Here is a 13,935-nt window from a genome sequence, read left to right as displayed (position 1 = left end):
TCCCTATTTTTGATTCCTTCTCCCTTAAATATTTTTTTCGACGCCAAAGCTTACGCTCAGTACGGAAACAGACTTGCTAAATTGGAATTGGGTCAGTTGGATCTCCTTTGCGGAAAAGATAGAATGTGCCAAGGCCCAATCCGAAGACTCGCTACCTTTCATCGATTTTGGAAATGCGTATTCTATCGCCAAATGAAGCGCGTAACCGTTCGTAGTATAATATCCCAAACCTCCAGCCAGATGATGTTCATTTGTGGTTCCAAGCATCGGATTTAGACCTTGAGGGGTCATAGGAGTTCTAGCATAACTATATCCGGCTCTGAACCTAAATCCGTATTTCCATTCATATTCCGCACCCAAAGCAAAACAATATTGATCTCTCCATCTGAAATTCATCTGCATTACATTTGATCCCAGGCCGATTGGAGTAGTTACTAAAGGTTGTTCCAAGATAAAACGATTTGTGCTAAAACTTTGGGACCAAGGAATATATTTAATATCAAAATCGAAGATCCAAGAATTGTTCCTATAAGAGATCCCGAAAATATGTCGATCCGGCCAAACCATATATCTGGAAACTCTGGACTCATTTTTGATAATAGGATCTTCTCCTTCTATCTTCATTTGCCCGTCCATATGTAAAACGTTTCGAAGCGTATAAGAATAAGCGACCCTAATATTAGGGGAAAGTTCATAAGAAAATCCTAATTTTCCTCCGTAAGAGTAAGCGGGATCGCTATTATAAGCTAGGCTTCCCGGTAGTTCGACTGTGCGGCTTAGGTCTAAGTTTGTCTTCTTCATTTCCATGAATGCGTATGCAAGATCAAGGCCCACGCCGACCGATAGATTCCCGAATCTGTATCCGGCGCCTAGGGTCAACTTAGTAAGCATAAATTTGAATTTAAGATCTTCTTGTATTCTTCTTTCCGTTCCGAAGGGAGAGTCGGCGTCTAACGTATCATTTAAACTTTGTTTGCCTGGTGAGATCCGGTTTATATTCGAAAAAGAACCTCCTCCTCCGCCTTGCGTATACAACGCAAACCCGATACCGAGTCGATCCGTGACCGGAAGTATATAACCCATATACGGGAAAACAGCCCTTGGAGTTTCCACGATCTTGTTTTGGTAGGAAAGTTTGGGGTCCTGGTCTATAAAAGAATCTGAATATTCTATTCTTGCAAAATGAACGGAGGTCCCGAACTCCCATTTTGGGGCAGTGAGTCTCGCCAAGTGAGACGGATTGGATTCCAAGTCCATAACGGAACCACCGACTGCTTGGAATGCGCCTCCCATCCCGGTTTGCCTCGCGCCGAAAGCGGTGGGCATGATCCCCTGGAATCCATACACAGCAGAGTCGATTGATAAGAAAAGGAGAAGGATCGGTAAAAAGGGGACCGTGCCCCTTTTCGGTCGGGAGAGGATGTCTTTATATTTGATATTAATTCCGAGTTTCATTCTCAAATTATATAAAAGAACCCAGCAAATGCATTGATCCAAGTCAATTCTTAGAATCTGGTGAGGTAAACTGTAGGATCCGGATAGGCCGGATAACGGATGGAGAACCTGGATGCGGTTTCCATTTTCCTTCGATCTTCCGGAAAGCAGATGAATTCGATCCGAAAGTCTCGGATCTCCATTTCGGGAGGTTGGATCCCGTCGATAAATTCCATCCACTCCCAAGTTGGCACATTAATAAAAAGTAATCCTCCTTCCGGGAATTCGTAACGAGGCTCTTTTTTGTATTCTTGAGAATTCCATTCTAAATGGATATAGACTCTAGGATGATGTTCTTCGAAGTCCATTATCAATTCGTAATTGATCCGTTCGAGCGCGGGTTTGAGAGAAGGAAAGGAGATCGTTTTCATAGTTTTCGTTTTAAAAATTTTGCGGCTCTTCTTCCGATCTCTTTTCCTAGCTCCACTGTCGCTTCAAGCTTGGATTGTTTAGTGGTGATTAGACCTACCGGAAGTTTGGATTCGGGCGCGATCGTATAAATTCGGACTCCTTTGGGAGGATTGGAAGCGATCTCGCGAGCGTTATTATAATTCGTATGATGTGAAAATTTCATAATCTTAGACAATTTCCGATCTAAAGGAAAGGATAAAAATCTGCTAATGGATGTAAGCGGCGGAGAAGAATGTTGTACAGGTGAGTTTAATACCACCGTTATGTCCTTATAACCCGCTTGGATGAGATCTTGTAATGGCAGAGGATTTAAGATAGCTGCGTCGGATAAATATTCACCTTCTACCTTATATTTTCCTTTGGTTGCTATAGGAAGGGACGTAGCCGCCTTTAATAGATCGAAAAGATTTTCTTTGGTTGCCTTTCTGTATTCTACGGACCTGGAGCGGAGATTACTTACTGCGATCCTTAACTCGGGCAATCCTCGTTTTCCTAAATTTTCGGTCAAGATCCTATATTTTTTTCGGAATAGATAATCTATTAAATATTTCTGATCTAGAAAAGGTTTACCGAAAAGCGGATGGAATACGGAGATCAATTTTTTACCGGCAAGTTCGTATTTCCAGATAGAAAGAGTATGTTCTCCGGAAACAGGTTCAGGGTCGGGAGTGGTCGCATAATAAGCCGCACAGCAAGCCCCTGAAGAAACTGCAAGAACTAGATCGAAATTTTTAGCAGGCAGGATACAATTCAAAGAATGTAATACACCTCCCGCAAACGCTCCTTTCATTCCTCCTCCTTCTACCAATAACGCTCGCTTTCCTTTTTTTGCTTTAGGAAGTTCCATGATCTCTCCTTTATCGGGAACTTAGGATCTTATCCTTCTTTCCCGTTTATAGAAGATAAGAGTTCATCTCTTCCAAAAATGTTGCAAATTCAAGAAGACTCCAAGGTCCAGAAATCCATTACAACTCATTAAACATGATAAATGTTAATACGCACATTGATATCGATCAATTGCATCTGAAAGATTTTCAGTTAGGATTGATCCCGAAAATGGAAGAGAAGAAGAAGGAAAAAATATCCTTATCCACCGAAGTCTTGGTGATCGGAGGTGGTCTGGCCGGGATCGTTCTGGCCCTGGATCTACTTGATTCCGGAAAAAGAGTGATCTTGGTAGATCGTGATTCTGAGGATCGATTAGGAGGCCTTGCTAGACTTTCTTTCGGAGGTATCTTTATGGTGGATACTCCGATCCAAAGATGGAACGGGATAGAGGATAATAATTCTTTAGCCCTCTCAGATTGGTATTCTACGGCTGAATTTTCGGAAGAAGACAAACTCCCTAAACTCTGGGCGAAGGAATACGTTAACCGGTCTTTAGAGGATATATTCTATTATCTTAAAGGAAAATCCGTCGGCTTCTTCCCTGTCGTACATTGGGTAGAAAGAGGATTATTCAAACCTGGGAATAGCGTTCCTAGATTCCATATGGTTTGGGGAACCGGAGAGGGTTTGATCTCCGCATTAAAGAAAAACTTATATTCTCATAAAAATTTGAATCGGCTTCATTTTATATTTGGAACTCGAGCCAAGGAGCTGATCCGCTCCGGAAAAAGAATACAAGGCTGCATAGCAGAATCCGAAACGGATGGGATCAAATACGAGATCTTTGCGGAACATACGGTGCTTGCGAGCGGCGGGATCGCGGGAGACATGAAGAAGGTCCGAAAATATTGGCCTAGATCTCTTGGCAAACCGCCCGAGACAATTCTGAACGGTTCACATAAATATGCGATAGGAGATCTTCATACTGCTTCTGCAAAGATAGGAGCTAACCTGACCCATCTGGATAAGATGTGGAATTATGCCGCAGGAGTTCATCATCCTGATCCTAAATGGGAAGGAGAAGGACTCAGTCTTGTCCCTCCTAAGTCCGCTCTTTGGTTGAATTCAAGAGGAGAAAGGATTGGGCCCATCCCTTTAGTTACCGGTTTTGATACACGCTATCTTGTGGAAAGGATCTGTGCCCAAGAGGAAAAATTCTCTTGGCAGATCATGAATTGGAAGATCGCAGTTAAGGAACTTGCCGTTTCCGGTTCCGAATTCAACGAGTCGATCCGAAACAAGGATTTCTTCGGATTTTTGAAAACTTTATTTTTCGGGAACGAATCTTTCCTAAAAAAGATCAGTTCAGAATGCATCGATTTTGTAGTGGCGGATTCCATCTCCGAACTTGCGGAAGGAATGAACCAATTGAATGAAGATCGTTCCATCGATGGGGACAGATTAGAAAAAACTATATTAGAATACGATGAAATGATCGAAAGGGGAGAAGTATTCCATAACGACGATCAGCTCAGAAGGATCGTTCAACTTCGTAATTATCGTGGAGATCGGGCCCGAACCTGCAAGTTCCAGAAGATCTTGGATCGGAAAGCGAAACCTTTGATCGCTATACGCGAATTTATCCTGACTCGAAAATCCATGGGAGGCATCCAAACGGACCTAAGATCCAGGGTCTTGGATCCTAAAGGAAATCCGATAGAAGGTCTGTATGCGGTGGGAGAAGCAGCCGGTTTCGGCGGCGGCGGTATTCACGGGAAAGGCGCTCTAGAAGGGACTTTTTTAGGAAGTTGTATACTTACCTCCAGAATTGCCGCTCGTTCCATTATAAAAACTTAAATAAAAGAGAATTAATATGAAAAAAACCGGAGCAGAATTGATCGTATACGCCTTGGAACAGATCGGAGTGAAATTCACTTTCGGAATACCAGGAGTACATACTACGGAATTATACGACGAATTGAATCTATCCAGCACAATCACTCCGTTTTTGGTTACCCATGAATGTGGAGCGGCGTTTATGGCGGATGCAATCAGTAGGACTTCCGCGTCCTTAGGAACATTGGTGATCGTTCCCGCCGCGGGAGCAACTCACGCGTTAAGCGGAATAGGGGAAGCTTATTTGGATGGAATTCCGATGCTCGTCATTTCCGGTGGAGTGAGAACGGACACTGGAAAAAAATTCCAATTACATCAAATAGATCAGTCCGGGTTTTTGAAAGGGATCACTAAAAAATTCTTTAGAGTAGAAACTCATGAGGAGATCGTCCCCATTCTATTCGAAGCTTACGAAGTTGCAACGGAGGACGAAGCTGGACCCGTATTTGTGGAAATTCCTGTAAATATACAATTGTTTTCGGGAAAAGTTTCTTATATTCCCAAATTCATGCCGGAAAGGAACGTATGGAAGATCGACGAGGCAGCGTTTGAAAAAGCATGTGAACTTTTAAAGCGCTCTTCCCATCCGGGGATATTTGCAGGTTGGGGAGCAAGGAACGCGACAAAAGAATTGATCGAACTTGCCGAATTGATCGGTTCCCCTGTGGCAACTACCTTGCAAGGATTAAGCGTGTTTCCGGCAACTCATCCTCTTCATACCGGAATGGGATTCGGTGCGTACTCGGTTCCTGCGGGAGAAGCAGCTTTCGAGAATTGTGATTGTCTCTTGGCTGTCGGAACAAGATTTTCAGAGATCCCTACCGGTAGTTTTAGTATGAAGGTACCTGAAAATCTGATCCATATAGATGTGAATCCGGACGTGTTCTCCAAAAACTATCCTGCTAAATCGGAGTTAGAAGGAGACGCCAAACATATATTAGGCGCTATATTGGAAAAATTAAAGAAAGAAGGGGTCCAAGAAAGAAAATCCGCAAAAATAAAAGACCTGATCCTAAAGAAGAAAAAAGAATACGCAGAAGAATGGGAAAAACATTCCGTCGCAGATCGGATCAATCCTTCTATCTTCTTTCGAGAGTTGCGTAAACAAATGAAAGAAGAGGATATCCTGGTAGTGGACGATGGGAACCATACTTTTTTGGCTGCTGAATTATTTCCTGTGATACGTTCTAAAACATTTATTTCTCCTAGCGATTTTAATTCTATGGGTTATTGTGTGCCTGCTTCTATAGGAGCTAAGATCGCAAACCCGGATCGAAATGTTGTGGGGATCGTGGGTGACGGCGCATTTTTAATGACCGGATTAGAATTACTCACTGCGACTACAAACTCTGCGGGCGTAGTCATTTGTGTATTTTACGACGGGGAATTAAGCCAGATCTCCCAAGGGCAACAGATACCATATTCTCGTAAGACTTGTACAATTCTTGGTGAATTACAATTAGAAGGTATTGCAAAAGGCACCGGCGCCGCTTATCTTTCTCTTGAATCGAATGAAAACATCGAGTCGATCTTAAAGCAGGCATTTCGTATCTCGGAAGAAGGTAGGCCGGTCATTGTGGATATAAAGATAGATTATTCTAAAGCCACCAGATTTACAAAAGGAGTGGTCCAAGCCAATCTGGGAAGATTTCCTTTAGGAGAGAAATTCAGATTTATCGGCCGCGCTCTTTGGAGAAAAGTGACAGGCTAAAGCTTTCTTTCCATGTATTTTATAGCTTTATTATTCCACTTTTTTGCGGCTGCCTTTTGGGTGGGTGGAATGCTTTTTTTTGTGCTGATCTTCCGTCCTGTGTATAAGGATAAGGAGCTTTCGGATGTTAAAACCATTCTATTGCTCAAGATCGCGTTACAATTCAGAAAACTTTCTTATTATGTATTTATAATATTGATCGGATCGGGTATCAGTATCGCTTATTTGAAAGAGTATTTCGAGGCGTATTCCTTGATTTCTTACTGGATATCTCCTCATGGAAGGATCTTTCTTATAAAGATGATCTTGTTCCTTCTTCTACTTCTTAGTTCCGTTCTTCATGATTTTTTGATCGGTCCGACTGCATTTAAGGAAATGGAGAAGGGAGTAAGATCGGATAGTAGAAGCAGAAAGTTTGCATCCATATTCGGAAGGATCAATCTTTTGATCTCATTATTGATCGCTGTGTTGGGGCTTGCGTATTCGAGAGGTTTTACGTTTTAGCGGACCTTCTTCTTTAATACGTACTAAAAGAATTTTTTCAATTCTTCTTTGTTGATAACCTCTATCAATCCTCTTTCCGGATTTATGATCCCTTGGTCCTTGAGTTGTTTGAGCGCTCTTGAAAAGGTTTCCGGTCTTAGAGCGAGCATGGAAGCGATCTGGGAATGTGCAAGTGTTGCTTGGCTTTCCGGAAGATAATACAGGAAGTGAGCCACTCTCTGTAAAGAATCCATAGTCATTCCGCGATTGATGGAAAGATTTAACGCTTGGATCTTATTGAACAAGGATTGGATCAAAAGATGATTTAAAGAAATATCCGTTTTTATTTTTTCCCGCAGCTCTTTAAAGGGAAGGGATAGGACTGCTCCATCCGTTACAAATCTACCGGATGCAGGAAATGCGATCCCGTTGATGAGCGCAAGTTCTGCGATCATGGAAACAGGATTGAAAAAATTCAAAGTGATCTCGTTGGAGCTTGAATCGTATTTGAATATCTGCAGTTTACCTTCGATCAGAAGATGTAAACAATCCGTTTCGTCTCCTTGATGAAATAAGAATTCGTCTTTTTTAAGAGTCCGTTTCCTTCCGCCGGAAAAGATGGATAACATCTCATCCTTAGTTATTTCATCGAAGATCATTAATCCCATATCTTACTCATTCTCATTCGATCCTATTCTATAAGTTTTGACGACTTGAAAATCTACGAATCGATCTTAAGGCCGCATGACAATTATCATCCGTGGCTTTTCGGGCCGATTGACCCGGGTCAAGGAGCTTCTTTCCTGAACGTAGTTAGATGAGTGAAAGTCCGGCCGTTGGATCTCATCACTGAAACCTGAAGAGCCGGACGCTCGGGTGTTTATGAAGATAATTAAGAATATCATAAAATTCGGCAAGATCGCTCCGGTGCTGTTAGGTTTAATCGCTTTCTCTTATTGCGGGAAGGAAAAACCGGCGGAGACCGAGAGTTCTGTCGCTAGTAAAGGAGTCGGGCCAGTCTCTTCTGTTACGTTAGGCACGTTAAATGAAGGTATGGCTCAGAAGGGAAAGCTGAACTTCGAAACAAAATGTAGCGCTTGTCATAAATTCGAAGAGAAGGTCGTGGGGCCTGCGCTTAAGGGAGTAACCGAGAGAAGGACTCCGGAGTGGATCATGAATATGATCTTGAATCCTATCGAGATGACACAGAAGGATCCGATCGCTCAGGAACTTCTCGCAGAACATCTGACTCAGATGACGTTTCAAAACGTTCAAGAATCCGAGGCCAGAGAGATCCTGGAATATCTTAGAAAAATGGATAAGAAATAAAGGAGGAAGAAAATGAAAAAACACGAATTCAGGAATCTTGTACCTATCGGACTGATGATCCTCATCGGTTTAGGGTACGGATGTAAGAACGGGGCTGCAACCGCTGCGCTCGCTTCCGATGCGGCGAAACGTGTGTATGTGGCGCCGGGAGAAAAGGATGAAGTCTATGCTTTCCTTTCCGGAGGATTCAGCGGGCAAATGTCGGTCTACGGAATTCCTTCTACTCGTTTATTCAAGATCATTCCGGTGTTCTCTGTCTTTCCGGAGAACGGTTATGGATATGACGAAGAAACTAAGAACATGCTTAGGACCACTCATGGATATGTTCCTTGGGACGATAGCCACCATATAGAAGCTTCCATGACGGACGGAAAACAAGACGGTCGTTGGTTGTTCTTGAATGCGAATAACACGCCAAGACTTGCGCGTATCGATCTAAGATCTTTCGAAACAAAAGAGATCATCGAGATCCCGAATAGTGCGGGTAACCATGCTTCTCCTTTTGCTACCGAGAACACCGAGTATCTGATGGCGGCGACAAGGTTCTCCGTTCCGATCCCTCAGGCAAGTGTTCCTATAGAAAATTTTTCTAAAGGAGATTTTAAAGGAACGGTTTCTATGGTGAAGGTAGATCCTAAATCGGGAAGACTTTCTCTTGAACTGCAGATACTTGTTCCAGGTTTCGATTACGATCTATCCCACTGCGGAAAAGGAAAATCCCACGACTGGTGCTTCTTCACATCATACAACTCCGAACAGGCGTATAAGATGATAGAAGTGGGAGCATCTAAGAATGATAAGGATTATATCTTAGCGTTCAACTGGGTTCGTGCGAAACAATGTTTGGACCAAGGAAAGGCGTCTAACTTTGGTGGAGAATATTATAGGAATTATCTACCGGAGAACCAGCCTGCGATTTCCGAAAAGTTGAGCGGAGTGAAAATGCTCCAGCCTAAGGATTGCCCGGGAGTCATGTATTATATGCCTACTCCTAAGAGTCCTCACGGAACGGATGTGGATCCTACCGGAGAATATATCGTAGGCGGAGGAAAACTCGCGACAGTGATCCCGGTTCACTCCTTCTCTAAACTTATGGAAGTGAAGGACAAACCGGAACATAGATCCGGAACGATCATGGATATCCCAATATTAAAATACGAATCCACTCTTGCCGGTGAAGTAAAGAAGCCTTGTTTAGGTCCTTTACATACCGAGTTTGACGGAAAGGGATATGCTTACACTTCCTGTTTCGTAAGTTCGGAAGTCGTAAAATGGGAACTAGGCACCTGGGAAGTGGAACAACATCTTCCCGCTTACTATAGTGTGGGTCACCTTTCCATCGTAGGCGGAAGTTCTAAAGATCCGTATGGAAAATATCTGATCGCATTGAATAAGATCACTAAGGATAGATATCTTCCAGTCGGTATGGAGCTGCCTCAGAGCGCCCAGTTGTACGATATTTCCGGAGGCAAAGCGGAACTTCTTTCCGATTTTCCGACTGTGGGGGAACCTCACTATTCTCAGATGATACCTGCAAAACTTCTAATGGATAAGGCCGCAAAAATTTATCCATTAGAAGAAAATAAACATCCTTATGCGATCAAGAATGAGAAGGACGCGAGAGTTGTTCGTGAAGGAAACACTGTCAGAGTTTATATGACTCAGATACGTTCTCACTTTAAACCGGATACTATCGAAGTAAGAAGCGGTGACACTGTATTCTTCCATGTGACTAACTTGGAACAAGACTTCGATATTCCTCACGGTTTTGCGGTGGGTGGGGCGCCTGAAATGCCTAACCTTCTGATCATGCCGGGACAGACCAGGACTTTCAAATGGAAAGCGCCTAAGCCTGGGATCTATCCTTTCTATTGCACGGATTTCTGTTCGGCGCTTCACCAAGAAATGCAGCAGTACATAAGGGTGCTTCCTTAAACGAGGGATCTTATGCAGGAACTTCTATTAAAGAAGATCTCGAAAATGAACCGGCTCCTAATTTTAGGAGTCGGTCTTTTGCTTGTATCGGTTTATTTTTTGCCTATCTGGCATATCTCCTTGGATGCTCCTCAGTATCCGGAGGGTTTGGGAATGAGGATCTGGATCGATAAGATCACAGGATCTTCTCCCTACGATCTTCAGAATATCAATTTGTTAAACCATTATATAGGAATGCATGAGATCGTTTCGGAATCCGTTCCGGAATTATTGTTTATGCCCTATGTTTTAGGATTTTTGATCTTCGGCGCGTTCGTTACCTTTCTTCATCCTAAAGTGTATCTAGTTATTTTAGGAATTCTGAATATTATAATATTAGGAATCCTGGGAATGTACGATTTTTGGAGATGGGAGTATAATTACGGGCATAATCTGAATCCGGACGCTCCGATCGTGGTCCCTGGTATGGCTTACCAGCCTCCACTTTTGGGATGTAAGGAAATGTTGAATATCACCGCCTGTAGTTTTCCTTCTTGGGGAGGGATCATTCTATTTGTTTCGCTTGGTATCCTTGTTTTTGTGATATGGAGCGAGAAGAGGAGGATAGATGTTACTAAATAGATCCGGTTTTCCGGTTATTCTATTACTATCGGTAGTATCGGTTTCGGTTTTCTGTTCTAAAAGAGAACCGAAACTTCCCGAATTCGGAAGAGAACTTTGCGCTCATTGTTCTATGGCGATTGTGGATAAACGTTTCCATTCTCAGTTATTGACAGAAAAGGGAAGAAGATACTATTTCGATTCCATAGAATGTTCTCATTCTTTCGAGAAATCCGAAAGGTATTCTTCCGGATCAGTTTGGTTTGCGGACTATGAAAATCCGGATCGAATGTTATCTGAAAAAGCAGCTGTGCTCGTCCGTTCTTCAGAACTACGTTCTCCCATGGGAGAAGGTCTTGGGGCATTCTCCTCTATGGATCGAGCCAAAAATTTTCTGAATTCTCATAAGGGCTCTGTCTGGAGTCGTAACGATGAAAAAGATTATTGATTTGGATCGTATAAATTTTCGGATCAATCTCGGATTCTCGCGACTTATTGCGATGTTCGCCTTCTTCTTTTTATGTTTTGCTCCTTCTGATATTTTTTCCAAAGGACTAGAAGTATGTAAGGAGAAGTGTAACTTCACTTCTATACAGACTGCGATCGAGTCTGCAAATCCGGGAGATACGATCCGGATCGGAAAAGGGATCTATCGAGAGGGTATGATATCAATCTCAAAACCTTTAATTTTAGAAGGTTCTGCCGGCGCTGTTTTGGATGGACTGAAAGAAAAACATGTGCTTGATATTCGATCCAATAAGGTAGAGATCCGAGGATTGAGTATTATTGGGGGCGGAGTTTCCGATACCTCGGAATATGCGGGAATACATGCAGAAAAAGTAAAATACTGTGCGATCGAGAATAACGTCTTCGAAGATAACGCATACGCGATCTATTTGGCGGAAGTGGAGGATTGTAATATTCGAGGAAATACTTCTTCTGGAAATGCTGTAAATGAAGTTTCAGGCGGGAATGGGATCCATCTTTGGTCTTCTAAAGGAATACAGATCGAAAGGAACGAATTGAAAAAGCATAGGGACGGGATCTATCTGGAATTTTCGAGTAATCTCAAGATAGAGGAAAATTTTTCTCACGATAATATCCGTTACGGAATGCATTTTATGTTTTCTTCGGATAACGATTTTAGAGGGAATAGATTTGAGAGCAACTCCGCTGGGGTTGCCGTAATGTACAGTAAAAATATACTCATCGAAAATAATCGTTTTGAGAATAATTGGGGAGATAGTTCTTACGGACTTTTGTTAAAGGAAATCTCCGAGAGTATTCTTACAAAAAACTCATTCGTACATAATACTGTGGCGGTCTTCGCAGACGGATGCAATCGTAATTATTTTACCCATAATGATCTGAAAGATAACGGATGGGGAGTGAGAATATTAGGAAATAGTGAATCTAATCAATTTGTGAAAAATGAATTTAAAGAGAATGTATTCGATATCAGCACGAATACCAAACATAGTACGAATTCATTTAAAGAGAATTATTGGGATAGTTACGACGGTTATGATCTGGATCTCGATAAATTCGGGGACATTCCTCATAAGCCGGTCCACTTTTTCGGATACTGGGTGGTAGTTTATCCTTTTCTAATGGTTCTATACAATTCTCCGATTGTGAATTTTTTGCAGGCCATCGAAAAAGCGTTCCCGATCGTTACACCAATCGATCTGGAAGACCCAAAACCGATGATGAGAGGTCATGTATGATGCTGGTAAGGGACTTAACCGTTCAATACGGGAAATCGCTCGCCGTTAAAGGGATCTCCTTCGATGCAGAGAAAGGGAATATTCTATCTTTGATCGGTCCGAATGGGTCCGGAAAAAGTTCCGTACTCAAAAGTATCGTAGGTTTAGTGAAACCGAGCCGCGGAAAGATAGAATTTAAAACAAAAGAAGAAGGATACGGAATTTCCAAGATAGGATACATGCCCCAAGCTCCTTTATTTCCTAAAAATGTAAAGGTATCCGAGCTTGTGGACTTTCTGAAAAGACTGGAGCCTTCCGATCCGAAAGAATTCCGTGAATTATTCGATCTGCTTGGGCTAAAGGATTATGAAAACGTGAAGTTTGGTTCCTTGTCCGGAGGAACAAAACAAAAAGTGAATATTCTGCAATGTTTTTCGGCTCGAAAGCCTGTGTATATCGTAGATGAACCTACTGCGAGTTTAGATCCTTATATCTCGAATCTTTTAAAAGAAATATTACTTCGGAAAAAGAAAGAGGGAGCCTTACTCGTTTTTTCCACTCATATCCTGACCGAAGTAGAAGAGATCGCGGATCGTTTTTTACTTATGTCGGAAGGTTCTTTATTGATCGATGATTCTCCGGAAAATTTCGTAAAGAGTAAAGATCGAGGGAATCTTCAGAATACATTGATGGAATTTTGGAATACAGAGTACTTAGAAAGAAAATGAACGAACTGATCCTATTCGAATTAAGGGAAAATATCCGAAGCAAATGGATGTTTGTTTTTGCAGGCTTTCTTGCAGTTGCAGCAGGAGCGCTCAACTATTTCGGGGACGAAAGCGGGGGAAGACTTGTCGTAAGCCAAATGAATTTGGTCTTATTTATAGTTCCTTTATTTTCCATTACATTTGCTGGATTGACATTCAACGATTCACTTCCTTTTGCAGAAGTGCTTCTTTCCAAATCATTGACCAGATCCCGATACTTCTTTGGAAAATATTGCGGGGTCAGTTTATCTCTGTTTTTAAGTTTTCTGGTAGGACTCGGAATTCCAGGAGTTCCTCTTTTTTTCAGCGATCCAAAATTTGCGATCTTGTTCATGGAATTGATCCTATTCGGAAGTATATTGATCTTAGTTTTTGTTTCTTTAGGTTTTTTATTGGCTTCCTTTTTTAAAAAAGGAGAATTGATCGTTTCCGGAGCCTTACTCGTATGGCTCTATTTCTTTTTACTTTTTGATTCTTTCGTCTTTATGTTGAGTATTTACTTAGGAGATTATCCGGTAGAGATTCCTGCGTTACTCGTCATTTTGTTTAACCCGGTCGATCTGGTAAGGATCTTGATCATCCTTCAGACAAAGGCTTCCGTATTGCTTGGATTTTCCGGCGCGTTTCTTATTAGGAGTTTGGGTACTTCGCTCGTTATTGTTTTGTCTATTTTGTTTTTAGCCTTTTGGGTTGTGATGCCTCTCAGCATTTCTTATAAAAGGTTTTTAGTTCGGAATTTTTAGGAACAAGAAAGAAGGCCCTCAATCGGAATAGA

14 protein-coding genes are annotated in these 13,935 nt (G+C 42.1%); 10 read left to right on the top strand and 4 right to left on the bottom strand.

All coding sequences use genetic code 11. From position 1 onward, the window contains the following. Positions 1-24 precede the first annotated feature (24 nt). From LEP1GSC192_RS05165 to LEP1GSC192_RS05155, 3 genes are read right to left on the bottom strand one after another with little or no spacing between them, the layout of a single operon-like run. The gene (locus LEP1GSC192_RS05165) at positions 25-1,455 is read right to left on the bottom strand and encodes an outer membrane protein transport protein (RefSeq protein WP_081603572.1); all 1,431 of its coding nucleotides are present in this window, start codon (positions 1,453-1,455) and stop codon (positions 25-27) included. A 50-nt stretch (positions 1,456-1,505) separates the two neighbouring features. Continuing rightward, a complete protein-coding gene (locus tag LEP1GSC192_RS05160; protein ID WP_020768749.1) occupies positions 1,506-1,865 on the bottom strand; it encodes a hypothetical protein in 360 nt (119 codons plus the stop codon). Next, complete coding sequence (locus tag LEP1GSC192_RS05155) at positions 1,862-2,752, bottom strand: patatin-like phospholipase family protein (RefSeq protein ID WP_020768869.1); 891 nt, start codon at positions 2,750-2,752, stop codon at positions 1,862-1,864. The genes LEP1GSC192_RS05160 and LEP1GSC192_RS05155 overlap by 4 nt, the downstream gene beginning before the upstream one ends. 209 nt (positions 2,753-2,961) lie before the next feature. Here LEP1GSC192_RS05155 and LEP1GSC192_RS05150 point away from each other — a divergent pair, with 209 nt between their 5' ends. The 3 genes from LEP1GSC192_RS05150 to LEP1GSC192_RS05140 are packed head-to-tail and all read left to right on the top strand — an operon-like array spanning position 2,962 to position 6,844. Next, the gene (locus LEP1GSC192_RS05150; RefSeq protein ID WP_036089149.1) at positions 2,962-4,590 is read left to right on the top strand and encodes an FAD-binding dehydrogenase; all 1,629 of its coding nucleotides are present in this window, start codon (positions 2,962-2,964) and stop codon (positions 4,588-4,590) included. 16 nt (positions 4,591-4,606) lie between these two features. After that, the gene (locus LEP1GSC192_RS05145) at positions 4,607-6,340 is read left to right on the top strand and encodes a thiamine pyrophosphate-binding protein (protein ID WP_020768914.1); all 1,734 of its coding nucleotides are present in this window, start codon (positions 4,607-4,609) and stop codon (positions 6,338-6,340) included. 12 nt (positions 6,341-6,352) lie between these two features. After that, entirely contained in the window at positions 6,353-6,844 is a 492-nt protein-coding gene (locus tag LEP1GSC192_RS05140) for a copper resistance protein D (protein WP_020768826.1), read from the top strand. A gap of 23 nt (positions 6,845-6,867) precedes the next feature. On the opposite strand, the gene LEP1GSC192_RS05135 is transcribed toward LEP1GSC192_RS05140, so the two are convergent. Continuing rightward, positions 6,868-7,491, bottom strand: coding sequence for a Crp/Fnr family transcriptional regulator (locus tag LEP1GSC192_RS05135; protein ID WP_020768923.1), 624 nt, complete (start codon positions 7,489-7,491; stop codon positions 6,868-6,870). A 214-nt stretch (positions 7,492-7,705) separates the two neighbouring features. Between LEP1GSC192_RS05135 and LEP1GSC192_RS05130 the strand changes: the two genes are divergently transcribed. From LEP1GSC192_RS05130 to LEP1GSC192_RS05100, 7 genes are read left to right on the top strand one after another with little or no spacing between them, the layout of a single operon-like run. Further along, on the top strand, positions 7,706-8,152 hold the full coding sequence (locus LEP1GSC192_RS05130) for a cytochrome c family protein (protein WP_020768828.1): 447 nt from the start codon (positions 7,706-7,708) through the stop codon (positions 8,150-8,152). 54 nt (positions 8,153-8,206) lie between these two features. Further along, the gene (gene nosZ, locus LEP1GSC192_RS05125; protein ID WP_085988908.1) at positions 8,207-10,087 is read left to right on the top strand and encodes a Sec-dependent nitrous-oxide reductase; all 1,881 of its coding nucleotides are present in this window, start codon (positions 8,207-8,209) and stop codon (positions 10,085-10,087) included. 12 nt (positions 10,088-10,099) lie between these two features. Then, positions 10,100-10,708 carry a hypothetical protein gene (locus tag LEP1GSC192_RS05120; RefSeq protein ID WP_020768757.1) on the top strand — a complete coding sequence of 203 codons (609 nt, stop codon included), beginning with the start codon at positions 10,100-10,102 and terminating at the stop codon, positions 10,706-10,708. Continuing rightward, the gene (locus LEP1GSC192_RS05115) at positions 10,695-11,135 is read left to right on the top strand and encodes a nitrous oxide reductase accessory protein NosL (protein ID WP_020768915.1); all 441 of its coding nucleotides are present in this window, start codon (positions 10,695-10,697) and stop codon (positions 11,133-11,135) included. Before LEP1GSC192_RS05120 ends, LEP1GSC192_RS05115 begins: the two co-directional genes overlap by 14 nt. Next, a complete protein-coding gene (locus LEP1GSC192_RS05110; RefSeq protein ID WP_020768913.1) occupies positions 11,119-12,414 on the top strand; it encodes a nitrous oxide reductase family maturation protein NosD in 1,296 nt (431 codons plus the stop codon). Before LEP1GSC192_RS05115 ends, LEP1GSC192_RS05110 begins: the two co-directional genes overlap by 17 nt. Continuing rightward, positions 12,411-13,121, top strand: a complete 711-nt coding sequence (locus tag LEP1GSC192_RS05105; RefSeq protein WP_036089108.1) for an ABC transporter ATP-binding protein — start codon at positions 12,411-12,413, stop codon at positions 13,119-13,121. The genes LEP1GSC192_RS05110 and LEP1GSC192_RS05105 overlap by 4 nt, the downstream gene beginning before the upstream one ends. Beyond that, positions 13,118-13,903 carry an ABC transporter permease gene (locus tag LEP1GSC192_RS05100; RefSeq protein WP_020768848.1) on the top strand — a complete coding sequence of 262 codons (786 nt, stop codon included), beginning with the start codon at positions 13,118-13,120 and terminating at the stop codon, positions 13,901-13,903. The genes LEP1GSC192_RS05105 and LEP1GSC192_RS05100 overlap by 4 nt, the downstream gene beginning before the upstream one ends. The last annotated feature ends 32 nt before the right edge of the window (positions 13,904-13,935 follow it).

The sequence above is a fragment of the Leptospira sp. B5-022 genome, from assembly GCF_000347035.1.
Taxonomy (GTDB): Bacteria; Spirochaetota; Leptospiria; order Leptospirales; family Leptospiraceae; genus Leptospira_B; species Leptospira_B cinconiae.
This window is presented reverse-complemented; position numbering and strand designations above follow the sequence as displayed.

What these genes read in the sequence shown, in the direction of transcription:
- nosZ (WP_085988908.1), top strand. Translation starts at nt 8,207, where the DNA reads ATGATCCTCATCGGTTTAGGGTACGGATGTAAGAACGGGGCTGCAACC.
- LEP1GSC192_RS05150 (WP_036089149.1), top strand. Translation starts at nt 2,962, where the DNA reads ATGGAAGAGAAGAAGAAGGAAAAAATATCCTTATCCACCGAAGTCTTG.
- LEP1GSC192_RS05135 (WP_020768923.1), bottom strand. Translation starts at nt 7,491, where the DNA reads ATGGGATTAATGATCTTCGATGAAATAACTAAGGATGAGATGTTATCC.
- LEP1GSC192_RS05100 (WP_020768848.1), top strand. Translation starts at nt 13,118, where the DNA reads ATGAACGAACTGATCCTATTCGAATTAAGGGAAAATATCCGAAGCAAA.
- LEP1GSC192_RS05165 (WP_081603572.1), bottom strand. Translation starts at nt 1,455, where the DNA reads ATGAAACTCGGAATTAATATCAAATATAAAGACATCCTCTCCCGACCG.
- LEP1GSC192_RS05115 (WP_020768915.1), top strand. Translation starts at nt 10,695, where the DNA reads ATGTTACTAAATAGATCCGGTTTTCCGGTTATTCTATTACTATCGGTA.
- LEP1GSC192_RS05130 (WP_020768828.1), top strand. Translation starts at nt 7,706, where the DNA reads ATGAAGATAATTAAGAATATCATAAAATTCGGCAAGATCGCTCCGGTG.
- LEP1GSC192_RS05160 (WP_020768749.1), bottom strand. Translation starts at nt 1,865, where the DNA reads ATGAAAACGATCTCCTTTCCTTCTCTCAAACCCGCGCTCGAACGGATC.
- LEP1GSC192_RS05110 (WP_020768913.1), top strand. Translation starts at nt 11,119, where the DNA reads ATGAAAAAGATTATTGATTTGGATCGTATAAATTTTCGGATCAATCTC.
- LEP1GSC192_RS05105 (WP_036089108.1), top strand. Translation starts at nt 12,411, where the DNA reads ATGATGCTGGTAAGGGACTTAACCGTTCAATACGGGAAATCGCTCGCC.
- LEP1GSC192_RS05145 (WP_020768914.1), top strand. Translation starts at nt 4,607, where the DNA reads ATGAAAAAAACCGGAGCAGAATTGATCGTATACGCCTTGGAACAGATC.
- LEP1GSC192_RS05120 (WP_020768757.1), top strand. Translation starts at nt 10,100, where the DNA reads ATGCAGGAACTTCTATTAAAGAAGATCTCGAAAATGAACCGGCTCCTA.
- LEP1GSC192_RS05140 (WP_020768826.1), top strand. Translation starts at nt 6,353, where the DNA reads ATGTATTTTATAGCTTTATTATTCCACTTTTTTGCGGCTGCCTTTTGG.
- LEP1GSC192_RS05155 (WP_020768869.1), bottom strand. Translation starts at nt 2,752, where the DNA reads ATGGAACTTCCTAAAGCAAAAAAAGGAAAGCGAGCGTTATTGGTAGAA.